General features: G+C 61.9%; 24 protein-coding genes and 2 pseudogenes. 10 read left to right on the top strand and 16 right to left on the bottom strand.

The genetic code is table 11. The features are described from left to right. Window positions 1-6: 6 nt before the first annotated feature. The 4 genes from ACH2DG_RS11005 (at window position 7) to ACH2DG_RS11020 (ending at window position 4,475) form a co-directional block, all read left to right on the top strand. The gene (locus tag ACH2DG_RS11005) at window positions 7-885 is read left to right on the top strand and encodes a polysaccharide deacetylase family protein (protein WP_395026106.1); all 879 of its coding nucleotides are present in this window, start codon (window positions 7-9) and stop codon (window positions 883-885) included. Window positions 886-971: 86 nt separating this feature from the next. Next, the gene (locus ACH2DG_RS11010) at window positions 972-2,225 is read left to right on the top strand and encodes an MFS transporter (protein ID WP_395026107.1); all 1,254 of its coding nucleotides are present in this window, start codon (window positions 972-974) and stop codon (window positions 2,223-2,225) included. Next, window positions 2,225-2,977: a sulfite exporter TauE/SafE family protein gene (locus tag ACH2DG_RS11015; protein WP_395026109.1), complete on the top strand. Its 753-nt coding sequence runs from the start codon at window positions 2,225-2,227 to the stop codon at window positions 2,975-2,977. Before ACH2DG_RS11010 ends, ACH2DG_RS11015 begins: the two co-directional genes overlap by 1 nt. Window positions 2,978-3,035: 58 nt before the next feature. After that, on the top strand, window positions 3,036-4,475 hold the full coding sequence (locus ACH2DG_RS11020; RefSeq protein WP_395026110.1) for an amidohydrolase family protein: 1,440 nt from the start codon (window positions 3,036-3,038) through the stop codon (window positions 4,473-4,475). A gap of 94 nt (window positions 4,476-4,569) precedes the next feature. Here ACH2DG_RS11020 and ACH2DG_RS11025 read toward each other — a convergent pair whose 3' ends face one another. The 9 genes from ACH2DG_RS11025 to ACH2DG_RS11065 all read right to left on the bottom strand — a co-directional run bounded on the left by ACH2DG_RS11025 (window position 4,570) and on the right by ACH2DG_RS11065 (window position 12,040). After that, window positions 4,570-6,564, bottom strand: coding sequence for a relaxase/mobilization nuclease domain-containing protein (locus ACH2DG_RS11025; RefSeq protein WP_395026111.1), 1,995 nt, complete (start codon window positions 6,562-6,564; stop codon window positions 4,570-4,572). A gap of 448 nt (window positions 6,565-7,012) precedes the next feature. Continuing rightward, window positions 7,013-7,612: a S26 family signal peptidase gene (locus ACH2DG_RS11030; RefSeq protein WP_395026112.1), complete on the bottom strand. Its 600-nt coding sequence runs from the start codon at window positions 7,610-7,612 to the stop codon at window positions 7,013-7,015. After that, complete coding sequence (locus ACH2DG_RS11035) at window positions 7,609-8,154, bottom strand: DUF2840 domain-containing protein (RefSeq protein ID WP_395026114.1); 546 nt, start codon at window positions 8,152-8,154, stop codon at window positions 7,609-7,611. The genes ACH2DG_RS11030 and ACH2DG_RS11035 overlap by 4 nt, the downstream gene beginning before the upstream one ends. Beyond that, complete coding sequence (locus ACH2DG_RS11040) at window positions 8,151-8,435, bottom strand: chromosome partitioning protein ParB (protein ID WP_395026115.1); 285 nt, start codon at window positions 8,433-8,435, stop codon at window positions 8,151-8,153. The genes ACH2DG_RS11035 and ACH2DG_RS11040 overlap by 4 nt, the downstream gene beginning before the upstream one ends. Next, entirely contained in the window at window positions 8,432-9,070 is a 639-nt protein-coding gene (parA, locus tag ACH2DG_RS11045; protein WP_395026117.1) for a ParA family partition ATPase, read from the bottom strand. The genes ACH2DG_RS11040 and parA overlap by 4 nt, the downstream gene beginning before the upstream one ends. A gap of 253 nt (window positions 9,071-9,323) precedes the next feature. Next, the gene (locus ACH2DG_RS11050) at window positions 9,324-10,157 is read right to left on the bottom strand and encodes a replication initiator protein A (RefSeq protein WP_395026119.1); all 834 of its coding nucleotides are present in this window, start codon (window positions 10,155-10,157) and stop codon (window positions 9,324-9,326) included. 26 nt (window positions 10,158-10,183) lie between these two features. Then, window positions 10,184-10,465, bottom strand: a complete 282-nt coding sequence (locus ACH2DG_RS11055) for a helix-turn-helix transcriptional regulator (protein WP_395026121.1) — start codon at window positions 10,463-10,465, stop codon at window positions 10,184-10,186. 125 nt (window positions 10,466-10,590) lie between these two features. Further along, complete coding sequence (locus ACH2DG_RS11060; protein WP_395026123.1) at window positions 10,591-11,349, bottom strand: DUF2285 domain-containing protein; 759 nt, start codon at window positions 11,347-11,349, stop codon at window positions 10,591-10,593. A gap of 340 nt (window positions 11,350-11,689) precedes the next feature. Further along, entirely contained in the window at window positions 11,690-12,040 is a 351-nt protein-coding gene (locus tag ACH2DG_RS11065; protein WP_395026125.1) for a DUF2958 domain-containing protein, read from the bottom strand. Here ACH2DG_RS11065 and ACH2DG_RS11070 point away from each other — a divergent pair. The 3 genes from ACH2DG_RS11070 (at window position 12,039) to ACH2DG_RS11080 (ending at window position 13,150) form a co-directional block, all read left to right on the top strand. Beyond that, entirely contained in the window at window positions 12,039-12,167 is a 129-nt protein-coding gene (locus ACH2DG_RS11070; RefSeq protein ID WP_395026127.1) for a hypothetical protein, read from the top strand. The genes ACH2DG_RS11065 and ACH2DG_RS11070 overlap by 2 nt on opposite strands. A 184-nt stretch (window positions 12,168-12,351) precedes the next feature. Then, window positions 12,352-12,645: a helix-turn-helix domain-containing protein gene (locus tag ACH2DG_RS11075; RefSeq protein ID WP_395026129.1), complete on the top strand. Its 294-nt coding sequence runs from the start codon at window positions 12,352-12,354 to the stop codon at window positions 12,643-12,645. 127 nt (window positions 12,646-12,772) lie between these two features. Beyond that, window positions 12,773-13,150, top strand: coding sequence for a hypothetical protein (locus tag ACH2DG_RS11080; RefSeq protein WP_395026130.1), 378 nt, complete (start codon window positions 12,773-12,775; stop codon window positions 13,148-13,150). A gap of 125 nt (window positions 13,151-13,275) precedes the next feature. Here the strand turns inward: ACH2DG_RS11080 and ACH2DG_RS11085 are convergent, their stop codons facing one another. Further along, a complete protein-coding gene (locus tag ACH2DG_RS11085) occupies window positions 13,276-13,590 on the bottom strand; it encodes a DUF736 domain-containing protein (RefSeq protein ID WP_395026132.1) in 315 nt (104 codons plus the stop codon). An 826-nt stretch (window positions 13,591-14,416) separates the two neighbouring features. On the opposite strand from ACH2DG_RS11085, the gene ACH2DG_RS11090 reads away from it, so the two are divergent. Beyond that, window positions 14,417-14,842, top strand: coding sequence for a hypothetical protein (locus tag ACH2DG_RS11090; protein WP_395026133.1), 426 nt, complete (start codon window positions 14,417-14,419; stop codon window positions 14,840-14,842). A gap of 177 nt (window positions 14,843-15,019) precedes the next feature. Here the strand turns inward: ACH2DG_RS11090 and ACH2DG_RS11095 are convergent, their stop codons facing one another. From ACH2DG_RS11095 to ACH2DG_RS11105, 3 genes and pseudogenes are all read right to left on the bottom strand, one after another. Beyond that, entirely contained in the window at window positions 15,020-15,229 is a 210-nt protein-coding gene (locus ACH2DG_RS11095; RefSeq protein ID WP_395026135.1) for a hypothetical protein, read from the bottom strand. A 62-nt stretch (window positions 15,230-15,291) separates the two neighbouring features. Further along, window positions 15,292-17,338, bottom strand: a pseudogene (locus ACH2DG_RS11100) (ParB N-terminal domain-containing protein). A gap of 64 nt (window positions 17,339-17,402) precedes the next feature. Next, window positions 17,403-18,226, bottom strand: a pseudogene (locus ACH2DG_RS11105) (DUF932 domain-containing protein). Window positions 18,227-18,773: 547 nt separating this feature from the next. On the opposite strand from ACH2DG_RS11105, the gene ACH2DG_RS11110 reads away from it, so the two are divergent. Continuing rightward, entirely contained in the window at window positions 18,774-19,580 is an 807-nt protein-coding gene (locus ACH2DG_RS11110; protein ID WP_395026136.1) for a hypothetical protein, read from the top strand. A 343-nt stretch (window positions 19,581-19,923) separates the two neighbouring features. Here the strand turns inward: ACH2DG_RS11110 and ACH2DG_RS11115 are convergent, their stop codons facing one another. The 3 genes from ACH2DG_RS11115 to ACH2DG_RS11125 all read right to left on the bottom strand — a co-directional run bounded on the left by ACH2DG_RS11115 (window position 19,924) and on the right by ACH2DG_RS11125 (window position 22,692). Continuing rightward, a complete protein-coding gene (locus tag ACH2DG_RS11115; protein ID WP_395026138.1) occupies window positions 19,924-20,604 on the bottom strand; it encodes a hypothetical protein in 681 nt (226 codons plus the stop codon). Window positions 20,605-20,690: 86 nt separating this feature from the next. Further along, a complete protein-coding gene (locus ACH2DG_RS11120; RefSeq protein WP_395026139.1) occupies window positions 20,691-21,512 on the bottom strand; it encodes a GSU2403 family nucleotidyltransferase fold protein in 822 nt (273 codons plus the stop codon). A 1-nt stretch (window position 21,513) separates the two neighbouring features. Next, window positions 21,514-22,692, bottom strand: a complete 1,179-nt coding sequence (locus ACH2DG_RS11125; RefSeq protein ID WP_395026140.1) for a hypothetical protein — start codon at window positions 22,690-22,692, stop codon at window positions 21,514-21,516. A 406-nt stretch (window positions 22,693-23,098) separates the two neighbouring features. Between ACH2DG_RS11125 and ACH2DG_RS11130 the strand changes: the two genes are divergently transcribed. After that, the gene (locus ACH2DG_RS11130; RefSeq protein ID WP_395026142.1) at window positions 23,099-24,529 is read left to right on the top strand and encodes an SEFIR domain-containing protein; all 1,431 of its coding nucleotides are present in this window, start codon (window positions 23,099-23,101) and stop codon (window positions 24,527-24,529) included. Window positions 24,530-24,541 lie beyond the last annotated feature (12 nt).

Genomic DNA, 24,541 nt, shown 5'->3' on the forward strand with positions numbered 1-24,541 from the left:
GAAACCATGAAACCACTCGAACGTATCTCGTACTCGGCGATTTCCGAGCGACCCGCACTCAAGCTGCCCGCCGGCAAGCGTTTGGCCGTCTGGATCATCGTCAATGTTGAGGAATGGAACATCGACGAGACCATGCCCCGCACCGTGCTCACGCCACCCGCGGGCGGCTCGCCTATGCCCGATATCCCGAACTGGGCCTGGCACGAGTACGGCAACCGCGTCGGCTTTTGGCGCATGCTGGAGGTGATCGATCAGTTGGACATAGCCGCCACGCTGGCCATCAACGGCTCGGCCATCGCGGCCTACGAACCCATCGCCCGGGCGGCGAAGGAGCGCCAGTGGGAGTTCATCGGCCACGGCTTCGGGCAGCGCAACATGCAGAAAGTGCCCGACGAGGTCGAGGATATCGCCAAGACCACCGAAGCAATCCACGCCTACACCGGCAAGCGCCCGCGCGGCTGGCTCGGCCCGGGCCTGACCGAAACCTGGCACACACCCGACATTCTGGCCGAGCAGGGCTATGAATACGTCTGTGACTGGGTGCTCGACGATCAACCGGTGCCATTGAAGACGCGCAACGGCGGCTCCATCGTCAACGTGCCCTATACACAGGAGTGCAACGACGTGGCGATGATGCTGATCCAGCACCACAAGGCCAGTGAATATCGTGACCGCGCCATCGACCAGTTCGAACAACTGTACACCGACGCCAAGGATTCGGCACGCGTAATGGCGCTGGTAGTGCACCCGTACATCATGGGCGCGCCGCACCGCCTACGCTATTTCCGCGAGGCACTGGCCCACATCCAAGCGCACGAAGACGTGGGCTTCTTCACCGGCGAGCAGATACTCGACTGGTACAGCGCGGCGCGCAACGCTGCCTGAATCTTCGCCGGCGCTCACCGCCGGCGATTTTCTTCAGAAGAACGAACAACAGACAGATTTCTCGCACGGCGAGAAGGAGACAAATCGTGCATACCTCAACCTCGGCTATTTCCTCGGCCGGCGATGCGCACCGCGAGACGCCCATCACCGCACTCGAAATCGGCATGTTTCTGGTGCTGCTCGCGTCGTACGCGCTCAACGCGATGGACCGGCAGATCTTTCCGCTGATCGCGGCGGACGTGCGTCGGGAATTTGGCTTCGGCTTGGCCGATACCGGCCTGCTATCGACCATCTTCACGCTGGGCATGGCCGTGGCTGGGGTGCCCACGGGCTACCTGCTGGCTCGGCTGTCGCGCAAGGCGGTGCTCCAGATCGGCATTGCGATCTTCTCGGCCGGCACGCTGCTGACCGCCTATTCCTATGGTTATGCTGACATGATTCTCTACCGCGCTGCCACCGGCATCGGTGAGGCGATGCAACTGACGGTGGTGATCGCAATCGCCGCCAGCTACTTCGCGCGCTTCCGGGCCACGGCCGTGGGCTCGATCAACTTTTCCTTCGGCATCGGCGCAATCGTGGGACCGCTGCTGGGCGGCCACCTGATCGGCGTCGAGCGCGACTGGCGGCTGCCACTCATAGCGTTCGGCCTTGCGGGTTTTGCGGCCATGGTGTTGATCGCGGTCAGCGTAAACAAGCGCATGACTGAGAAGATGGCGGTCGCAGGCACTCGCAGTGACGAACGCGGCGCCACGACCATGTGGAACCGCAACACGGCGCTGCTGACCGGTATGAGCATCATCGGCGGGCTCTGCATCTACGGCTACCTGGGCATGTACCCGACCTTCCTGCGTGAGCACCTGCACTACACACCGGCCGATACCGGCCGCGTCATGAGCATCTTCGGTCTGGGTGTGTTCGCCTCGATCTTCGGCGGCTGGCTCGGAGACCGCTTCCATCCCAAGATCGTGTTGTCCCTGAGCTTCGCGGGCACGGGCCTGCTGGGCTTCCTGCTATTCTCGGGGCCGACTGGCATCGGCATGCAGTCCGCGCTGTCGTTCGCATGGGGCTTCGTGGTCAGCGGCGTGCTCTATGTGAATCTGGCGGGCTACCACATCAAGGCAGTCCGGGCCGCGTTGACCAACCGTGCCACCGGCGTGTTCGTGACCACGCTGTATGGTGCGGGTGCGGGTGCGGGCTTCTTCATCGGTGGCATCGCCACACGCTTTGGCTGGAGCGTGGCCGGCCTCGCGCAGGTCACTTTGCTGGCCGGCGTGGGCATCTTGCTCACGCTGCTGCTGCAAACCGACCGCATGGCGCTGCGGGCGCGCAAGGCATCGTGATGCTGATTGAATGGGCGCTGCTCGGTGGCGCTTCGGCCTTGGCCGGCGCGCTCAACGCGGTGGCGGGCGGCGGAAGCTTCCTGACCTTGCCCGCGTTGGCGCTGGTCGGCGTGCCGCTGGTGTCGGCCAATGCCACGGGCACAGCCGCGCTGCTGCCGGGCTACCTAGCCGGCGCTTGGGCCTTACGCCGCCAGCTGTCAGGGCCGATGTCGCCTTCGCTGCTGCGGCTGGGCGGGCTGTCGGTGCTGGGCGGTGCGGCCGGCGCGGCCCTGCTATTGTCGACCTCGAACCAGGCATTTGCCCACATCGTCCCCTGGCTGCTGCTGGCTGCGACCTTGCTGTTCGCGATCGGGCCGAGGCTGGTGCGCCGCCGGTCCGCCAGCGCGGAGCCGCGCGGCACATGGGTTGCCGATCTTGGCATCGTGGTCGTCGCAGTCTACGGCGGTTATTTCAACGGTGGCCTGGGCATCCTGCTGCTTGCGATGCTCGGCGCGCTGGGCCACACAGACATGGGCCGCATGAACGGCATCAAGAATTTCGTCTCGGCGATTCTCACGCTGATCGCCGTCGTGCTCTACGCGGCCAGCGGCGCCATCGTCTGGTCGCATGCGCTGTGGATGGCGCTGGGCGCCACGGTCGGCGGCTATGTCGGGGGTAGGGTCGCGCTACGACTGCGGCCTGCGGTGGTACGTGGCTTCGTGGTGCTCACGGGGCTGGCGATGACCGCTGCCTTTCTTTACAACGCCCGCTGAGCGGGTCTTCTTCGCCATCGTCTTTTTATTTTCATCACTTGCATCCTTGGTCTTGCACATGAAAACTACCAGAAGAGATTTCACCCGCCTGGTCGGCACCGTGGTGGCCGCCGCCGCCGCGCCATCCTTCGTTGGCGCGGCGGCGGCGCGCACCGCATCCGCCGCGCGCCGCGGTAACTACCTGATCCGCAACGGCGCGGTCATCACAGTCGACCGCGCGCTGGGCGTGTTGCCGCGCGCCGACGTGTGGGTGCGCGACGGGGTAATCGAGAGGATCGGGCGGGGCTTGCGCGCGCCGGGCGCCGAGGTCATCGACGCAAGCGATATGATCGTCATGCCGGGCTTCGTCAATTCGCACTATCACATGTGGAGCGCCATCGGCCGCAGCTTCACTGCGCGCGCAGGCGGCTTCTCCTACTACCCGGCGAAGAATGCGACTTCGGAGCTGTACGCGCCTGAGGACTTCTACAACAGTGTGCTGCTGGGCTGCGCCGAGCTGATCAACGGCGGCACCACCACCGTGCACAACTGGTCGCACAACACGCGTTCGCCGGCCCATGCCGATGCCGAACTGCGGGCGCACCAGCACGCGATGCTGCGCGGCCGATATGCCTACGGCCATGTCGACAAGATGCCGGCTGACGAGGTTAATCGCTACGAGGATCTGGCACGCGTGCAGCGCCAGTGGTTCGGCGAACGTGCGGCCTTCGAGGGCCTAATGCATCTGGGGCTCAATCTGCGTGGCCCTCAGCAAAGCACCGATGCGGTGTTTCACGAGGAAATGAAGTTCGCCAAGGCGAGTGGCCTGCCGGTGGCGATCCACGCGCCGCAGGAGGCGCCCAACAACGTCGACGCGGTCGACTACGAGCGGCGCGGTTACCTAGGTCCGGACTTTATGATCGCCCACTACGTGCCCGCCACCCGGGCCGATCTGGCAGCCATGGCACGCACCCGGACGCCGTTGACTTTCGCCACGCATTCGGAACTGCGGCTCAGCAGCACCGGCGACGCTCGCGCCGCGCTGTTCGCGGTGCGCGAGGCAGGGCTTACGCTCTCGTTGTCGAGCGACGCCACCTCTATCGCGCCGCCGGACATGTTCGAGGCCATGCGCTTCACCTGGAACCTCGGCGTGCCCTGGGCCGGCACTCCGAGCGCGGGCGCAGGACCTGTGAGCGTGCAAGAGGTGATCGAGATGGCCACCATCAACGGAGCCATATCGCTAGGCCTTGCCGACGAGGTCGGGTCTATCACCGAAGGCAAGCGTGCCGACATGATCCTGGTGCGCGCCAACGACGTAAACATGGCGCCGGTTGGCAATATCGAGACAGCGATCGTGCAGAGCGGAACCGCAGCCAACGTCGATACGGTGATCGTCGATGGTCGCATACTCAAGCGGAACGGGCGTCTGACAGCCTATGACATGAGCAGTGTCGTGAGCCGCGCGAAGCGCTCGGCCGAGCGCATCCGTGCTGCAGCAGGCGGAGTGCTCAAGTTCTGAAGGTGATCCCGTGACCACACCGGACTTATACCAGCGTTACGAGCTCGCTTCCGTAGAAGACGCTTTCCAAGTTGTAGTGCAGGCGGCAGCCTGGTTAACCGATAGACGGTCCCCGTTGCCGACCGATTTCCCACGACAATCCGCCGCCGCGCACCGTCGCCGCGATTTGCTGGCCCAGTCGTTGCTCAATGACCGGCCTCCACGGCACCAGGCTGAATCCTATGCCGTCGTCGAGCATCGCGTAGCGCCCACTGGCGAGCATCACGCTGCGCCGATAGATGCCCGCCACGCGCTGCCCGTCCACCGTCAGGCGGTGCTCCAAGCCAGTTTCCTCAGCGATGTCTTTGGCGGCCTGCACCAGTTCCCGGTTGCGCAGCGTACCCAGCAGGTTGCGCGCCAAGATCACACGCTGCCCATGCCGCTCGGCCAATCCCTGTTCGGCAAGGAAATCGGCGCGCTGCTGCATCGCCTGCTTGGCTTCGCTGCCAAAGCCCAAATCGCCCAGCCCCCTGCCGCCGCCGATTAGTTGCTGGTCGAGCCAAGTGGCCCCGATCGCGCGGGCCTGCCGCTCGATGGGCAGGTGCGATTTCAGCTCCACGGCAACACCGCCCAGGCGCTGCGCGTCGTACTGGCGGCCACGCTCGGTCAAGTCGTCCGGCAACTTCCATAGACCCTCGGCTACACGTTCCACAATGCCTGCCCGGCGCAAGGCTTCCAGCCGGCGGATGTGGGTTGCGACGACCTCCTGCGGATCGCGGCCGGGCGCGGCCTGTCCCTGCGCAATGGCGAGATGATGGTCGGTGCGGTACACGCCACCGCTCGCCAGTGCGGCGATGTTCTTGTCGGTCGCGCGCACGTCGGCCGCCCCCTTCACTTCCACAACGGCGCCGGTCGGGTAGTTCGCCAGTCCATCACGGGCATTCAGCGCGACGTAATGGGCTTTGCCGTCCACGCCGTCGATGACCAGATAGCCCCGGTCGCGCAGTTCGTCGGCCAGCCCTTTCGCGGCCACGCGGCCGAGGATGGTTCGGCCGTCGTCACCCGGCTCGAACACGGACAACTCGCGTGGTTCACCACTCATGGCCCGCTGCATGGTGCGGATGATGTCGCCGCGCTCGCACAGGGCGCGCAGGGTCTTCTCCGCATCGGCATGGACGGCCCAGGTGCCGGGCTGCACTTCACCGGCCAGGCCCAGCCGCTGCAGGTGTTGCAGGCGGCCGATCAGCAGCAGGCGCTGGCGTTGTAGCCGCGGTTCGTTGAAGCGTTCGATCTGCACTTGGCCGTCCTCGTCAAACTCGCGCTTCAGGGTGCGATCGAGACTCGTCCACCGCTCTTGCTCCACCTCGCGCCGCAAGGTCTGCTGGATCTCCAGCTCCGTGCGCGGCCCCAACCATTCGGTCGCCAGCTCGGCGGCACGATGCCGGAAGCCATCGGCGATGTAGTCGCCCGCGATGATGAGGTCTTTGCCGGTGTCGTCGCGCCCGCGCACGATCAGGTGGGTGTGCGGGTTGTCGGTGTTCCAGTGATCGACGGCCACCCATTCCAGCCGCGTGCCCAGGTCGGCTTCCATGCAGCCCATCAGGTGCCGGGTGTAGGTGCGCAAGTCTTCCAGCTCGGCGCCATCCTCGGGCGAGACGATGAAGCGGAAGTGGTGCCGGTCGTCGGCGCAGCGTTCCTTGAAGGCATCGAGGTCGGCCTCGTCGGTCTGAGGCCCGTAAGCCCGGCCCGGCTCGCCGCCCCGGCCCACGCCGTCGCGCTCGATGTAGCGCAGGTGCTTGGCGAGCGACTGTGGGCTGGCCCGCTGCTGGTTCACCAGCAAGGTCTTGATGGTCACGCGCCGCGACATGGGCGTGAGCTTCGCCCCCGAGAAGCGCGCCGCCGTATGCCCACGCCCAAGACGCGAGCCGGGTCGCTGGCCGGTGGTCTTGCTGCCACCAGCCAATGGCGGGCGGCGCACCGAAGACTTTCCGCTACTGGCTTTGCCCGCCTGCTTGAGCACCTGGGAGACGAAGCTCTGACCCTGGCTCTTGCCCCGGCTCTTCGGGGCGCTGGGACGGATGCGGAAATCGTCATCACGGCGATTGGTCATGACGGCTCTCCCTGAAAGCTCCAGCGTGTCCGGCCGTGCAAAGCACGCGGACATGCCTGTATCGGCGTGGGCCTCGCGCCCCCAGCGGCACGGTGGCGAAGCCGCGCCGTGCCGCGCCCCCCCCACGTGCAGACTGGCTTTGCGGGCCGACAGGGGCCGCCCCCTTTTGTCTTGCCTTCCGCATTTGCCTCCCCTAGTCCCCCCGGTTCTCGCTCCCGGCAACTGCGGCCCGGTAGCGCTGCTGCGCGGGCAGCCAGCGCCCCGGCGAACACGGCGATGGCTGCAGGCCAGTCGTGTTCGAGGCAAGACGCCTGCACGTTGGACGGCTGCGCCGGAGACAGCGCGAAATGCGGTGCGAATGCAACCGCACTGCATGCGCGACGACATGGCGCTGACACGCCCGATAACGCGAGGCCATGCACCCTCGCGTGCAGCGAATCGGCGGCGATCATGGCCGTGACTCCAGCCAGAGCGGATGCGCCACGCCGATCACGGCGGACGCACTCACCGGCCCGAAGTAGCGGCTGTCGAACGACGCCGGGTTGGAGCTGCTCAACAGGAACAACTCGCCAACTTCGAGGCCGCGGCAATGCGGCCAGGATGGCAGCGGCCTGCCCAGCCGGTCGGCGGGCAGCACGGCGGCAACCGGCACGCCGTCGATCCACACCAGGGCATCGAAGATGCACACATGCTGCGGCGCCGTGGCGCCCACGCGCTTGAGCAGCGGCACGCGCGCTGGCAGGTAGCGGCGCTGCGCAGCCAGCGCAGCGGCTTGTGGTGGCAGCTTGGCCAGGACAATGCTGCCCACGGACAACGGAGGCGGCAACGAGCCGGGGCCATGATGCAGCGGATCGACGCGATACCAGCCGACGGCAACGCTGTCCGATGGGTTGTAGATCAGGCGTGGCAGCGGATGCACGAAGGACGCCCAGGCCAGCGCCGCGAGGCCGCAGGTGGCGAAGCCGGCGAGCGCGATGCGAGCGCGCGAACGTGAGTACGCCGACGAGCGAGAACGCTGCGCGGTGCCGATGGTGGAAACGGCGGTCATGGCTGCACCCTCCCCGCTAGCCAGACAGCATGCCGCTCGGCGCTGTAGTCGGGCAGCGGCAAGCGCGCAGCAAGCCGATTGGCGAGCGTGCGCCAGTACGCAAGCGAAGCATCAGCGGGGGCTATACCCAGCGCCTCGATGGCGTCGATGCGTGCCAGCACGGCGCGCACCTGTCCTTCGCCTTCGGCGTGCAGCAGCAGGCGCGCGCCCGGCTGCACGCCGGGGATACGCTGCGCGCCGTCCAGTGGCATGCAAGCCTGCAACACCATGAGCTGCCAGCGGATCGTGCCGTAGGCGTTGGACTGCCAGCGAATGCGGCAAAACATCGCTCCCGGCAGGAACAATGCGCAGCGCCGCCACTGGTCGAGGCGAAGGATGCGCGAAGGCTCGCCAAAGCGCAGATAGAGGTCGAAACGCTGGTCGATATAGGCCAGCGCCACGCGCGTCAGTGGCGCGCTGGCCGGCTGACCGACAGGCGCTGCGAGTGCAGTCCTGGCCGTGACAGCAGCGGGCGCGGTGGTTGGTGCCGTGGAGGCAGTCATAGTGTGTTCTCCTTGTGGCTCTCTGGAAACTCCCGCTCCAGCAGACCACGCAGCAGGTCGGCCACGGTCACGCCTTGCGTGAAAGCCGAAACCTTAATGCGCGCCCGCATCGCGGGCGTGACGTCGAGGGTCAGGCGAGCCGTGTAGAGGTCGCCCTTGCCCAGCGCATCGGCGTCGCCCTGGCGAATCCACGCCTCGGCGTGCGGATTCGCGGGCGGACGTACGCCGATGCCGACGCGCTTTGCTGTCCGCTTGCGGTTCGGTGGTGATTTCACGGTCATGGCGTCCACCGCAGCAGTTCATCCACCAGCGCGGTGACTTCACGTGCGGCGGCACTATCTGGTGCCGTCTCACGTGCAAGCAGGCCAGCGGCCACGCTGTCGGCAAACACTATGCGCTGATGCACTTCCGCGCGAAGCGCAGAAAGCGGCTGGTCGGCCAGCGCGGCGCGTGCTTCCCGCCCGATGACCGTGGTGCTGACGCGCCGGTTGATGACAAAGGCTGCGCGGAGCTGCGGCCGGAACACCTGCGCCTCGCGGATCAGCGCCACCATCTCGGCACTGGCCCACAGGTCGTAGGGGCTGGGCTGCACCGGGATCAGCACGCGCTCGGCCGCCAGCAGCGCGGAGCGCGCCAAGGCAGCGATTCGCGGCGGCCCGTCGATGACGACATGATCAGTCCGCCTGGCGAGTTCTGGCGCTTCCTGGTGCAGGGTCTCGCGTGCCAGGCCCACGGCGCTGAACAGCCGTGGCAAGCCTTGCTGGCTTCTGCGCTGTGTCCAGTCCAGTGAAGAACCCTGCGGGTCGGCGTCCAGCAGCACGACGTGCTGACCGCGCATCGCCAACTCGCCTGCGATGTGGGTGGCGAGCGTGGTCTTGCCCACGCCGCCTTTCTGGTTGAGCAGCGCGACGATCATGGCCTGGCCCTCCACGCTGGAAAACCGGGCTTATTCCGCGACGTTTGTGGGCGCGTGGCGGTTATCCACCGCGACGGCATTCCTCTACTATCAGTTAGAGAATTTAAGTTAGGGAAGTTAAGAGAGGCCGAAACCCGCGCCGTTATTGGCTTTTCGGCCGATTTTGTTGCCTGATAGCACGAGGATTTGTTGCCTGATAGCACGATACCTCTGTTGCCTGATAGCACGAGCCCGTCCACAGGATTTGGCGAGGTTATCCCCGTGCCGTGGACGGCACGGGCCTGAACGTGAGCAGCGGCGGGGAAAGACCGGCCACGTACTCGATGCCCAGCAGATAGCCCGGCAGGGCTTGCCGTGCCACCAGCGCCCGCAGGTCGGCCACAAAGTCGTAGTACCGCGCCACGCTGCCCGACTTGCGGTACAGGTGCTGGAAGTCGAATTGCCACCCGCCCGGTTGGCGTCCTCCATGCTTGCGCACCAGCCGATACAGCCAGCGCTCGATGCCCCCAGTGAGTCGAAAATACGCCGGGTCGATGGTCAGCACCAGTGCCGCATCCAGCACGCCGGCATAGAACCAGTCCGGCAGGATCAGCTCGATGCCCAGCGGCGTGCCCTTGGCATCGGACAGTTCCTTCCACTCGTTGATCCACGAGAAGCGGTGCAGCCGCCTTCCCGTGGTTTCGCGAATGGACGTGGCCACGGTGGTGGACTGCAGGCGATCCAAGGCCGCCTTGAGGCGCTGGTAGTCCCGCAATCCCGTACCGCGCCCAATGAAGCGCAGGATCTCGTAGGGCGTGGCCTGCATCAGCCGCGACGGGCACAAGCCCTCGTCGCGCGCTTCCACAATCTGCGAAGCTGCCCAGATCAGGATGTCTGCATCCCAGATCGTGGCGATGCCATGTTCCTGCGTCCCCTCCACACGGATCGTCACCCCGCTGGCCTGGAAGTCGATCGGCGCCGTGCGCCGCGACTTCGCCAGCGAGAAAAACGGAAAGGCCATCAAGTCCTGGCTGTCGCGCGGCGCCATGTCGCCCGGCAAGGCGCGGAACAGATCGAGCTGTTCGCGCTCCTGCGAGGGTTGGGACATGGCGAAGGCCACCCGCGCACCGCCGATCAGCGCGCACGGCTGTCCGCCGCGTGAAACTCGGCGTACTCGGGATCGGACGTGGTTTCGTAGCTGCGTTCCTCCGCCCAGCCATCGAGGTCGGCCACGGCGTACATGACGCGGCGGCCGAACTTGCGGAACTTGGGGCCACCGCCCAGCACGCGCTGTTTTTCCAGGGTACGCGGCGACAGCCGCAGGTACTCTGCGGCTTCGTCATTGGTCAAGTAGCGTTGGGGCTGCGCAAGAGAAATCGTGGGGGCGGCGGCAGGCCGCAAGGGAGCTGGACGCATGGTGAGAACCTCCATAGCTTTCAGAGCTCCGGCCACACCACGCAGCCGGATGGAGGCAGTCTCAGAAAACGCGGCTGTTTCGCTCAGGGTCGTTTTGCAGCCAGGGCAAAACGACCCTCCCCAGGTCATTCGAGCTGTGCGAGACGGCGGTAGCCGCCGCCCATCAGCATCTGGCCCCGCCGCACCAGGCGCCGCACGCGCGAGCGCAGGCTGCCGTCGGAGAACCAGTCGGCCGTTACGGCATCGGCCCCGAACAAGCCCTCGGCCACCTCGCGCAAGGACGCCCCCGCCAGGGTGGCGTCGAGCGCCTGCAGGGTGTGCAATTCCAGCAAAGCGGTGGCCACTGGCCGGGGCCGCGTGGCCGGTGGCGTTACCTCGGCGGCAGTCAGCCGATCAAGCCTGTCGAGTTCGGCCGCGAACGCGCGGTAGCGCGTGCAAGGCTTCCTACAGGCCCGCACGGCGTAGACACAGGCCATGCCGTCCTCCAGGCCCGGTGCCAGCGCGAAGCGCAAGCAGCAGCCGGGCCAATGGGCCACTAGCACCAGACGGCGGCCATCGTGAACCAGGTGCTTGCGGCCAGGCAGATGCCAGAGGCCGAAGACCAGCGCATCGGGCGGCGGGTCGGCATCCGGGTAGAGCAAGACCAGCGCCTCATGGTCGGGAAACCAGGCCGGATGCGTGTCGCGCGCATCCAGGGCCGGATCCTCGAACACGCGCAGCCCCCAGCGCTGGGCCACCTCGGGCCGACGGCGGTGATGCAGCCAATCCAGCCGGTAGCCGGGGTTTCTGCGCAGGTACTCCCAGGCCAGCGCAGGACCGTCCAGGTGCAGCACGTAGAGGTACGCGGCCGTGGGATACCAATACTCGACGCTTCGATTTGCCATGACGCAATCTCCCTGGTTACGCAGGAGAGGCGCCACCGGCCATCCAAGGTGCGAGCACTACCGCATCAAAATCCAATCGTTAAAAAACATGTGGATCAGAAACTTGTGTGTCAAGACGAAAGGAATCCGCTACATTGCGCAGATCGTCCGAATGCGATGGTGGCGCATGGCGTGGATCATCTCCTGCTACGTCCACCGTGCCGCAAGCCAAGCCGGCTGTCATGGCCGTTTGCGCAAGGGTCATTCCGCTTCGCTGCAACAGTGCGGATTAAGACCTGGCAGGTCTGGACTCAGACGCAAATAGTCTCAATGCGCCCGGCTGCGCCGGGACGCGAGCGGCTCAATCGAGGATGGAACCGTTCTCCTGTGCCAGCCGCAGATACTCCGACAGCGGACGCACGGCCTTGAAATACTCATCCCGCATTACCGGCTGCTTGTTTGGACCGACAATGGAAGCCAGATCGGACAGTTTGATTTCGCCCAGCTCGGGCATACCAATGCCCACATCCATGATTCCCCAAGCAGTGTCCCCATCGGCGGGATTGAGCGCTGCGAGCAGCCAGGTAGCGTGGGCATCCGGCGTGAACAGCCGCACCACGGGCAGCGGGTCGAACGGCTGAGCAGTTGCGCGGGCGCGGCCGTTAGCCAGCAGCTGCGCGCGCTCCTGACCGATGATGAGTAGTTTGGTCATGGCTGAATCCTCCGCAACGCGCATGATGTGCTCGCACATCGTGATCCTCAATACGGAAACGCAAACCATCGTCATGCGTTTGATTGGATGCACAAATGCGCTTTGCATCGAATCCGCCAAAGCGTGAAAGCGAAAGCAGCATTGGCAGATTTGCGCCAAAGCACGAATGTGGCTTTGTGCACTTGCTCGCTGTCACAAATACGGATTTCCTCAAAAGCACAAAAGCCGTAAATCGCGTGCAATGAACACTATAGATTGTAGCCCCATAGAGCTCAATCGGCTGTCATCTTGGATTTTCGGGAGATCCAAGGTTGGCATCGAAGCACACATTGCCGGAGGCATTGAAAACCATCCGAAAGGCGCGAGGTCTGAGCCAGGAAGACTTCTCCGACGTCTCCAGCCGCACCTACATGAGTACGCTGGAGCGCGACCTCAAGAGCCCCACCTTGAACAAGCTGGCCGAGCTGTGCGAGGTCATGGAGGTTCATCCTCTCACGCTGCTGACGCTGGCCTATGGCGGCAAGAGTTCCAAGCAGATCGACCAGCTTCTAGCTCTGGTGAGGCAAGAATTGGAAGCGCTGATGCAAAGAGACAATGTGCATTAATTCATTGGCAGGCATGTAGCCCATAGAAGGCGAGCAATCATGCTCTTTCGCATATCGAATATGCTTCAGACTTACCAAGCGACATGCTGCTCAAAGCATTGCATTTGGCAGTATCTTGATAGAAATTATGATCACCACTTTTGTGCTATTCAAAGACAGCAAAGAATCTTTTCTGTCTGAATTGAATCGAAGCTCCATCGAGTACAAGCCTATTGAAGCTTTTTCCAGTGGAATCCTGGCGTCAGGGGAGCTCATATCCCTTGCTCAAGCTGTTGTTTCCTCAACGGCATTCGCTGCGATTGTTGCAGCTTGGCTCAAAGCTCGCGCCAGCCGCAAGGTAATCGTCACGACCAAGGGAAACAAGGTCGTCCACCTCGAAGGATATTCAGTTGCTGAGGTGGAAAAAATCCTTTCGTTAGCAGATCGCGTGGCAGTCATCGACACTGTTAGTGGTGCCGATCAAAAAACAACGCACCCAAACGCCTCGGCTGGCAACTCGCAATAGACTGCTGCTGGTCCGATTGCTATCTTGCAGTCGCGTGAGCCCATTTCGCAACACGACGCGATCGTTTCCGGCGAGCCATAAAAGCAGCCTTGTGCCCCGCCACTTGAGCGGGGCGTTGGCGGCCGTCAGGCCGCCTGGGGCTTGTTGCGAGACCAGATCAGGTCATGCGTGCCGTCCTCGCCCTCGATCAGCCGGGCATAAACCGTTGCCGGGAACGAAGGATCATCCAGGGTCACGGAGATGTAGGGGCGCTCGGCCTTGCTGATTTTCTTCCATGCAGCGCCTACTTCCAGCCCGCCCGCCTGCAGGCGGTAGTCGGGGGCGTGTTCGTTGTCCCCCTTATCGTTGGGAACCAGCTTGGCCTTGACGTAGAGGGTCAGGGTACGCAGTGTGCCGATGAAACCGTCTTTGTCCGCGGTGAAAGTGCCGATATTTGCCATGATTCTCTCCTTACGGTTGAACAAGGTTCACGCCCATCGCGTCCTTGTTGTGATCCGGCCGGCGGGGGACGGGCGGGCTGCACCGCTCGCGGGCGCAACGCAGTGGAGCACCTGGAAGCCCCAATAATTTGTCCCGCGAGGAGCCGCCGAACGCAGTGACAAAGGCGGGGAAATTATTGGGGCCGGAAGGTTGCAGACATGAAGCCCGTGCCCCCGCCAGGATTCACAGCCAGACAAGGACTCCTTGGGCCGAACCAGCCCCAGTCCGAAAGGAGACATGGCCAGCTCGGCATGCCCGCGCGAAGATTGCAGCGGCACGCCCCCTGCCCCTGGCGAGGCCGTTCTCCAACGAACAGCGAGAACACGCCCCATCTCATGCAGGCGGCCATGCTGGATGCGCGGTGAGGATGCGCTTTCGCAAGGCCAGGCGGCATATCCGTGAACCATCCTTCGTGACACACAGGCAACGAACCCCCACAGCGTCGCGGACGGCACGCATTCGCACAACCTGCCGCAGCAAGTCCCAGCGTACCTACCTGGCACTGACCATGCGGCGGGGCGCCGTCCCTGGCCGATCCGGCGTTGCCGGTTCGGTGATATCGAGGGGCGCCAAGCCACGCGCGGCGGGGAGCGCCCGCAGGGCTTTCCCCTTGGAGGCAAGCGAAGCGCGCAGCGCCGCAGGCGCGAAGGCGTGAGGGATAGCCGCCGAATGGCCGGGACTCGGGACGAGGCGCGGGGCGCAGCCCAATAGCCCGGCGGTGCGAAGCACTGACACGCCCAGATCGCCCTATATTGCAAGAATCAATATTCACTACCTAATTTGCCTATGTCCCCCGCTAACCGCGCCAAAGCGCTCGTTTTCTTCAGCAACGTCACCATCTGGCTTGTTCTTTCAATCTTCGTGCAACTTATCCGCGCATGGAATACGGGTTCGTCTTTACTGGCGCGGCTTTCTCCGAAAGACAACGCAGTACTCACCAATATGGCGGACTATCCATTGCTGCTCCAAATACTTGCTGCCTGTGCGCTGCTCTCTGGATGCATGTGGATCGCTGGGCGGATCTTCGCAGTGCCAGAAGCCAAGCCTGATGTCCAAGCAGTGCTGCGTAACTACCAGAGCGAGGCGGCATCCGTGCTGCTGAACTTTGGCTCACTGTGCTTCGCCGCCACATGGTGGATCGCTGGACCCGGATTCTTCCTGGGGGCGCTCGCAGCCTGGCTGGGGTGGCTCCTGCTGTATCCCAAGCAGTAACTGACGGAATTCAGGCTGCGCGCAACGGGGATGGGCACACGGCTCCTCCCCGGAGCAAGCGAAGGCAGCGGCGTTCTGATTGGGTTGTTGGGCTTTCAATACCGGGCGCGGCCACCGCCGCGCCCGGATATTCACCGCGCCCAGGACGGAACGGCCTGGGCGCGGTACTGATGATGGTTATTCCTTCGCCTCGATGATCCACCACATGGTGCGCACCAAGGCGCGGCCAGTGATGGGATGAATATCGGTGAGGTCTGCGCGGGCCGTCCAACCCGAGGGCGGACGATAGCCGCGCACGTCGCCATCGCCGTGCCAGCGGCGGGCGCGTACCGTGCCGGGGGCGTAGATCGCCGCCATGCACGGGCGGCTGGTGGTGGTGCGGGTCATGGGGGTTGCTCCTTGCAACGAAACGCCCCGGTCGAGGCCGGGGCGCTTGCCTTCGGCGCGGGTCAAGCGGCCAACACTTCGGTGGACTCATCCGCCACGGTGGCGACTTCCTCCGCACCGTCCTGCGGGCATTCCTCGGGCGCATCTGTCGTCTTGAAGATGGCAGGCATCCAGCCCGTGCAGTTCACCAGCCGCTCGGCCTCGCTGGCAACGTCGGCCTTCTTGAGCTTCGCCAGCCGACTGACACTCTCGGGCGAAAATTCGCCCACGGCTTGCAGAACCGCCGCCTTCGGAACATGCTTGAAATAGCCTTCCGCAGTCGGCCTCCACCATGCGGCCATGTCGAGGCCCACTGCCTGCGCCAATTCCACGCCGGGCTGGTGCGGCATGGCACGCGGCGTTACCACGTCCACCGTCGAAGCCACGCAAACGGCCAGCAGTTTGACCAGCTCGCCTTGCTCCATCGCCAGCAGCGCGGTGAACAGTGCGGCACTGTCCTCGGGCAGCTTGCCGCCCCACGCCTGCTGCAATTCACGCAGCGCCACAGCAGCAGATGATTCAGGCCAGTCCGGGGCCATGCCTTTCAGCCGGCCTTGCACTTTCAAGCTCAGGCCCAGCGGCATATCGTGGCCGTAGTAGCGGCCCTGCAAGACCGTCTGCACCATGCCATGCACCAGCGCGGCCAGGGCCACCTGCGGATGCTGGGCTACCTCGATTTGCAGCGCCACCGTGCGGTGGGCGCTCAGGCGTTGGGCCAGCCGGTCGGAAATCGCTGTGGCCTTGGGCGCTTCGTCGCCCTCGCCTTCGCCATCGTTCGCGGCGTCCGGGCCGTTGAAACCTTGGCGCAGCTTTTCGAGCGTGCGCAGCGCCTTGGCCTCAGCCTCGCGCAGCAGCCCCCGATGAATCACGGCCTCGCCGTTGCGGTCGATGGTGACGATGGCACCGGCTGCGGCCTTCACGTTCGCGCCGTGCCCCAGCAAGCCTTCTTCCAGCGCCTGCAACTGCTCGCCCAGGGCTTCGCCTTCCTTCTGCAAGGCATCGGCTTTGCCCTCGTCGTCTGTGTCCATCGCGGCATCAATGGCTTCGGCCACCTCCTGCATCCTGGCTTGCAGCTTCTCGATGCGCTGCGCTTCGCGCTTGTTCGGCTCGCGGCGCTCCCTCGGCGCACGCTGGAAGGCTTGCAGGTCGGCATGGGTCACGCCCGGCGTGGCATCCACCCAGGCCCAGCCCTCGGCCTTCACCTCGGCGGCAATGCCCGCCAGCTTGTCCTGCGCCAGCCGTTCCAGCAGCGCGGCATCGGTCAGGTACACGCCCGCATTGCCTTCCGCGAACAGGTCACGGCGGATACCGCCGCCCGCCTGCTCGTAGGCTTCCAGCCCCACAAACCGCACCAGCGGATGCCGATGGGCGTCAATCTCGCGCTCGGTCAGGCGCTCGCGCAAGTGCGAGGGGTGGCGCTGCCATTGCGGGGCATCGTAGTAGGCGGCTTCCTGCGCTGCGTGGTCGTCAGTCCCTGCCAGGGCCATCAATTGGTCAAGGCTCACGGCGTCAGCGCGATAGTCCGCCATCAGGCGCGGCGAGACATTCGCCAGCTTCAAGCGGCGCTGCACCACCAGCGGCGTGACGGAGAAATCCGCCGCAATGTCCTCAATGGGTCGCCCTTCGGCCACCAGTGCGGCGAAAGCCTCAAACTGGTCTGCGGGGTGCATGGCTTCGCGCTGCACATTCTCGGTGAGACTGGCGGTGCGTGCGGTGCCATCGGCCACTTGCAGGCAAGGCACGCCCCAATCCTTGGCGATGCGGTGTTTCTTCACCAGCAGCTTCAACGCGGACAGCCTGCGGCCCCCGGCCACCACTTCGTAATGCTCGCCATCGGCGGCGGGAATCACGATCAGGTTTTGCAGCAGGCCCACGCGCTGGATGCTCGCGGCCAGCTCGGGAATGGACATACGCGGACTTGCGCACGTTGCGGCCCGTGGGGCGCAGCATCAGCCGCGACAGCGGCACCAGGATCATGTGCTTGCTCGGGTCAGCGGCTTGCAGCACGTTGGCGGCGCTGCTGGCTGCGGTCTGGACGGCGCAGGCTTCGGTAGTGGTAGCGGCGTTCATGGTGAATCTCCAATCGAGTGAAACAAGGAAATGGAGGGGAACCGCCCCTCCGGCAGGGGAACGGTCAAGCCTTGAGGGCGCGCATGCCATCGGCCAGCAGCCACAGGGCACGATTCAGGCGAATGTCGGAATCGTGCCCTGCACGGGGCGGGTTTGCTGCCTGCGGCCATTGGCGGTGCGGCCAGACAATCCGCCCTTGGTGAGGTTTTCCTGGGTGCGGTTGAACACGCTCCACAGGTCGGGGCGGCGGTCTTCAAACCGGCGCGGCATCAGAATCTGAGACTCGGTGACAGGCGCAGGCTTGTTCGGCTCGTCGTACTTCAAAGCCAGTGCGGCGCGGGCGAACACCTCGGACTCGCCATCGTCCAAGGTGATGCCCCGCATCAGGTCGCGGGATTCCTGCACCCGGTCAAAGCCGCGCAGCACCTCGAAAGCGCCTTCAATGACTTGGCCCGCCACGTCGCCTTTGTGGGGTACGCGCACATTGGCCACGGTGTCGCCACAGACAAGGCCATTCGCGCAAACGAATCGGAACTGACCAGCCAGCATTTGGTAGCTGCTGGTGCCGTCGTGCGAGTTCAGCAAGATGATTTCATTGGCCTCCGCACCGTTGATCTGGCTGGCATGGCGCAGGCGCAACAGGTGCTTGGTGAAGTCGCGGCGGTCTTCGCGGCGCACGCGGGTCTGGCACACCATGAAGGGCTGGAATCCTTCTTTGCGAAGCTCGGTCAACACCGTAGCGGTCGGGATATAGGCGTACCGCGTGGAGCGGCTCTCATGCGGAGCATCCGCAAAGATAGACGGGGCCGCCCTGCGGATCTGGTCATCAGACAGCGGGGCATCGCTGCGCAATGCGGGGGAATGGGAAGCGAAACGGACGGCAAGCATGTCGTTCTCCTGGCTTGGCTGTTGAAGAAAACCGCACACCGGATTCCTAGATTCGGAGCCCAGCCTTTCGGCTGTTCGGTGCGGTCGGCACGAAGAACCCGGTTGGCCCTCTTGGCCCGGTTCTCACCGTCTTTCCTGAGTTCATCGCCCGCGACGGTCAGGAGCGCGCGAACGGGTGCCGTCAAGGAGGCAAGCGCAGGGTTGGTGCGGCCCGCAGGCGCAGCCGAGGACACGGCCCTGCGCGCCTTGATGGCGCACGGGCGCGGGCTACAGTCGCGGACAAGGTGATGAAGTCAGGGAAGACGGCTGGACATGGCAACGGCCCTCCCACACGCCGACCGCACGGCAAGCGAAGCGCGCAGGCCCGAAGCTGGAAGCCGGGCCGGAGGCGTCAGCCGAGCGGAGCGAGGGAACGATGGAAGCCCGCATGGGGCGAGACTCGCGCAGCGAGGCTCGATGCGCTACGCGCACGACAGCGCGACCGGCCATCTCCCACGTGGCCGGGGCCGCCCGGAATCATTAGTTGTTGGATTCGCCGGATACTGCGATGACTGTCGATCCAATAGCTACACCAACCATGCTCCAGCCCAACACTCTGGCCTCGCTCTTCTCATTGCTGCAGGAAATGACACTGGTTCATCGCAAGAACAGTGAATTTGAGCCCTCAACACGTATGCACCGTTTGGAGAATGGGATGCTTTATGGTTACTTGATCGCTATAGCGCTCATGGCAATCGCAGCATTCGTGCAGTACACGCGGCCTTCACAGCACCTTGCCATGGTCCTGCTACTGCTCTATGCCATGGTATTGCTATGCGGGCTGGGCTTCATGCTGCTCACCATCGTCAACGTGGGGAACGTCTTTTGGCGCCATCGAAAGCAACGCTTTCCAGAATTGCTCACTCGCCTTCAACAGGATATGAACGGCGACGCAGCCTTCCTAGCCCGACTTCTCTGTTACGACAAAGCCACATTGGAATACGCACTGCTGCAGTATCGCCATCGCTGGGACATCTTTGATGGTCGAGTCGGCTTGCTCACTGGCGATCTGCGCAAACTCGGTCTGTTTCCCGCATTCGCTGCTTCGGCCATGGCCGCATCGACACTGCTCAAGAGCGATATCAACATATACCTGTGGTTGCCACTGATATTGGCCGCTTGCTTCTACCTCGTCGCTTTCCATGCGCATGGTCAACGGGAACGGCCTCAACAAGTAGCAACCCTGCTCGAGTATGCAATCCGCCACACGAAAACCCATGCCGAACCTGGCCAAGAAACGGCAATAGAAGAGCCCCGCCAGCGCCGCCAGTCACGTCGGGGTGCCCGGCAAGCAAGCGCAGGAGTCCCGCAGTGAAGCATGCCAAAGGCAGCCCATCTAGCCGGTAGCTCGATGGTTTCATGATGGCCCCAGTATTAGCCGACACAACCAACGCCGTGATGAACCTGCAGACAGCGAACTGAGCGCCCAGGCCCTATTGACCGTGCCTTATGAGTGCTTCACTGGCGGCATTCCTTCGCATCGCTGTGACCAGTGCCACGGTGGTCGGCTTCAATGGGGCCGTGGACATGCAATGGCTACTGGACCGGCGCCAACATGCTTTCGGACATGGCATGTAAAAGGATGCACTCATGCGCAAGCTCAGTCACGAGCGAAGATCGTGACGGCCAGTCGTATTTGGTCGGCTTTGAGCAAGAGATTAGGCAGTTATATGCCGTGGTAAATATGGATGCCCTGCGACAAAGCGGGGCCAGGCGGCGCGTGCTTCATCACTCATGGCCAGCTCCTCCCCAAGTATCTGCTGCTCTTCCCAGAGCTCGGCAAGCTCCCCATGCAGAACTACTTCCCCTATGACGTCCCCATGCGTGGCCTTGTACAGCTTAAAAAATCGATTCTGATTCTGTATGAAGGTGCGGATATGGGGGCTCTTGCCTGTCGCGTGACGCACATTGTCAATGCGTGACCCATTAAACCTTCGACACGGGTCCGGCACGAAGAGGACAACTTCCTCACCTTCACCTTTCAGACTCACATCAAGGAGTTCGCCGCTTGGCGATCGCCATACACCATGGAATTCCGCCTCGACCAGTATCCCAGGCCATTCCCAAAGCTGCCAGCCATGGACGGCATCTCCTCCGAATTCGGCAATTTGACGATTGACGTCGTTGAAGCAGTCTCCGAGAACGGAGTCTTTGCGGGTGCAGACTGGAAGAAACGCGGGCTCAGCAGTCGCGCCCAAGCGTGCGCAGAGTGCCCGCATGTACTTCGTCACTCCCTTGGGCGTTGTAGTGGCCACCATCTCTGATTGAACTACCTCATATGAAGATAACTGACCTGCGCGACTCTTCGTGCAGGTCCGATGGATCGCAATATCAGGCATTTGGCATGCTGGCGACTGATATTTCTAGCTTACGTCAGACATCAGCCCCTCAGAACAAATGCACTTCAGACACTGTAAATTGTGCTTCACTGGCCGAAGATCTTCTGGTATCCGAGTCTCAGCGCGGCCTGGATCAGTGTAGCGGTAAGTGCTGGCTGTCTGCCATGGCCTATGCCTGCAGCAATCGTTGCAATTTCTCCATTCTTGATAAAGCTTACTTCCCACTCCTGCTGAATTCGTTTAGCCCATGGCTCAGGCATATTCGGCACAATTCGCGCATACCAGTCGTCCCGGAATTCATCCAGGAACATGAAGAAGTGCTGCAGCGTGTCGTACACGTAGAGCAGATCCTGTGCCTGCTTCTGCTGAGTCCGCGTCTCTTTGATGAGAAACTTCTGCACCATGAAACACAGGGGGTGCGGCACGAAGACATCCATGGGATTAGGCAAGTCAAATCCTGCGTCCTTGCTCACGGTAACTATCCATGGGTCAATCTGCAGCACATCCAGATAGCGAACCTTCTGGGCGCTGACTCCGGCAATGAGCGCAGTTGCATCTGGTGTGTTGTCCGCTTTGTAGGCTCGTCCCTTCAACGGAACCAGAAACTCAGCGTAAAAGCCTGCATCTTCTTGGCCCAGCGTGTAGTGCGCAGTTGGGGGACAGTAGTCACCTGAAAACTGCTCCACAAAGCCATGGGTCTGCAATGCCTGAAGAATGTCGGCCTCTACTGGCATCCTATCTTTGAAAAGCAAGTCTGTATCACGCGTAAAGACTGGCTGATGATTTTGCTTCGCAGCTTTGGGGTGCAGCGCATGCAGCCGATGTCCCCATCCGCCGATGAGGATGAGATTGGCCCGCCACGGGTCCAGCGCCAGCAGTAGCTTTACAAATGAGTCCAGATCGTTCATCTCAGGATGCCTTGAAAATAGGGAGCAGGTATTTGTCGTAGATCAGATTAGCTTGTTCTTGCCCCCGAACTGGGTGGTAAGAGACATCGAGCCAAACCTGCAGCACATCGGCGCATAGCACTCCGTTGCGCATGACCGCGCCCTTGAAGGTGGAAAGCGGGCTTGGTGCTTGGCGGATGTAGAGGTCAGGCGATGCACCTGATTCCGTAGGCATTAATGCCCCCCACTCACCTTGGCCAAGCTGTACCTGTGTGAGCTTCGGTACATACACGTAGGGAGCCACGCCACGCACATGACCCAGGCTTAGGCAATCGGCAGCAGCGAACAAGCCCAGGCACCTCTGCCCCGGATCTCCTTGAAGTAGTTCCTTCAACTGCGTCTCAAAGCCACCGCGAAATAAGAACTGAGCTGCAACCTCCTTCTTGGAGCCATTGGAGGCCTCGCGCCAGCGCAGTAGCAGTTCTTTGTGACGGATGAGCCTGATGTCGTCTGCAGTGGAGTCAAGAAAGCCTTCATCCTTGAGCTGGCCTAGGAATCGATTCGCGCTCACGTGGGAGACCTGGGCCACATCCCCTAGCTGCCGACCTGAAAAGAGAGGACCTCTAGGCGCACTCAGCAGTTGTTCGGGAATGTGCGCAGCAAATAGGATTTTCAGCAGCCACTGGTTTGTATCGGAGAACAGATTCCCTGTCACCGACGCGGAACTCATAGGTCGATGACTTCTTTTCGGGAAGTCGGACAGCATCTGCAATTCAGGATGACTGAAGAAACGCCCGCCGTCCATTGACACAACGCCCAACCCTTCATCGCCTTCAACATACTCATCTGCGAAGGCCTGAATGGATTTGAATAACGCCGGGGTAGATTGATCGAGCACCAACAGTGCCAGTGGCTTCGTATGTTGGTCGAACCGGTAGGATGCTTTGCTGGCCTCCATGAGACTCATGGCCAGCATTGGCAACACTCGGTCAGCGCGACCGGAAGTGGGGCGGACGATGGCTAGGAAGCGTGCATCAGAGCGCTGAATGAGCAGTCGCCCCCCTCGCCACCTGCTCCATGTCGGGTGTCTATCGCTTAGCCCCATATCATGAACCTGCAGACCAAGCCCTTTGAGGGTGGAGATGATGAAGTCCAGGTAGTCGAAGGGTGGGTTTTTGAAGCCTACGTGATAGCTGTCCACGATGCTCCCCTTTGAAAATACATAAGGCGATTGTAGCTACATGCGCACCTTCCAGAACATGGCCACCTTCCAGAACATGGACATGTTCCAGTTCACGCCCAAGTACCAGTTCATGGCCATGTTCCATTTTCCAGCTTGCTCTGGAACGTAGGAGCACTGACCATCATCTGCCCCGCCCCCATCATGCCCGCGCCATAGCGAAAGGCGCCTTCCATTCCTTTCTTCGAACGAGCCTTGGCCGATGGCACCTTCAATATTCATTCTTCATTTTTTGGCCCACAGACTGTTACTCTATCCCTATGAAGAATGAGACTGAGCTGCGACGTATAGGCTACCTGCTTAGCAGACGTGCTGCGTCGCGGTCAGGGTTACTCTTGCCATGTACTCGCTAAAAAAGGATTCCCTGATGAACGCCCCTAAACTTTTTATTTCCTACTGCTGGTCCAATCCTGAGCACGAACAATGGGTGTTGGACCTTGCATCGGACCTTGTTGAGGCCGGCGTTGACACGATCTTAGATAAATGGAACCTTAAAGAAGGACATGATGCCATAGCGTTCATGGAATCAATGGTTACCGATCCCTCCATACAAAAAGTTGTAATCGTAAGCGATGCAACTTATGTTGCAAAAGCCGATGGCAGGCTGGGTGGAGTTGGCACGGAAACTCAAATCATCTCCAAAAAGGTCTACGACAGCCAAACTCAAGATAAATTTGTAGCTGTCGTGGCACAACGCGATGAGAACGGAAAAGCTTATCTTCCCACTTATTATAGCTCGCGCATTTATATTGACCTAAGTGATGATGATAGAAGGGCTCCGGAATTTGAGAAGCTGCTTCGTTGGATCTACAACAAGCCGCTGCACGTTAGGCCAGAACTCGGAAAAATTCCCGCATTTCTCCAAGATGGAGAACATATTTCACTGGGAACGTCCATGCTGGCCAAACGCTGCATTGACGCCATAAAGAACCATAAACCCACTGCATCAGGTGCTCTCGATGAGTATTGCGAGCGATTCACTCAAAATCTGGAACGCTTCCGAATTAAGGAATCCACCGAGCCATTGGATGAATTGATCATCCGCAGCATCGAAGAAATGCTACCTTATAGAAATGAATTCATTTCACTGATGATCAGCATCGCTCAATATGCACCCAGTGAAGACCATATCAATCGGATGCACAGCTTTTTTGAGAAGCTGATGATCTACATGTATATTCGCCCCAATAATGGTTTGCATCGCACTGATGATCTTGACAATTTCAAATATTTTGTACATGAACTTTTTCTTTATATGCTTGCCATTCTCCTAAAATATGAGCGATTTGAGGAGGCAAACCTATTCCTTTCCAAACGTTATTACACGCCATCAGTAAGCGGCCGCGCGAACGAGCCAATGGTTAGCTACTTGGAGTTTCGGGATTATGCTCAATCTTTTGAGCATCGAAACACCAGACTGAAATCCAATCGAAAGTCCATGCGGGCAGATCTCCTTCATGATCGCTGCTCAGGATTAGGCATAGATTTTCGTTACGTTATGCAGGCTGATTTTGTAGCTTATCTAAGAGCAGAGTTTGCAAGCACCCTTGGCTTTGGAGGATGGTGGCCTGAAACCCTCCTATATGCCTCCCAAATGCACGGCCCCTTTGAGATATTTGCTCGATCTTCCTCAAAGGCCTATTTCAACAAAATCAAGGCCTTGCTGGCGGTTGAAACCCGCGACGATGTAGCGCAAGCGCTGTCGCGCATGGATGGCCGAAACACCTCTGAGCGCCCGTTAGGCTGGAGTTCCGCATACGAACTGATGGGATTCAAAACATTAGCCACCGAGCCCTAAAAATCTCGTCAC

The sequence above is a fragment of the Comamonas odontotermitis genome, assembly GCF_040396735.1.
Taxonomy (GTDB): domain Bacteria; phylum Pseudomonadota; class Gammaproteobacteria; order Burkholderiales; family Burkholderiaceae_C; genus Comamonas; species Comamonas odontotermitis_C.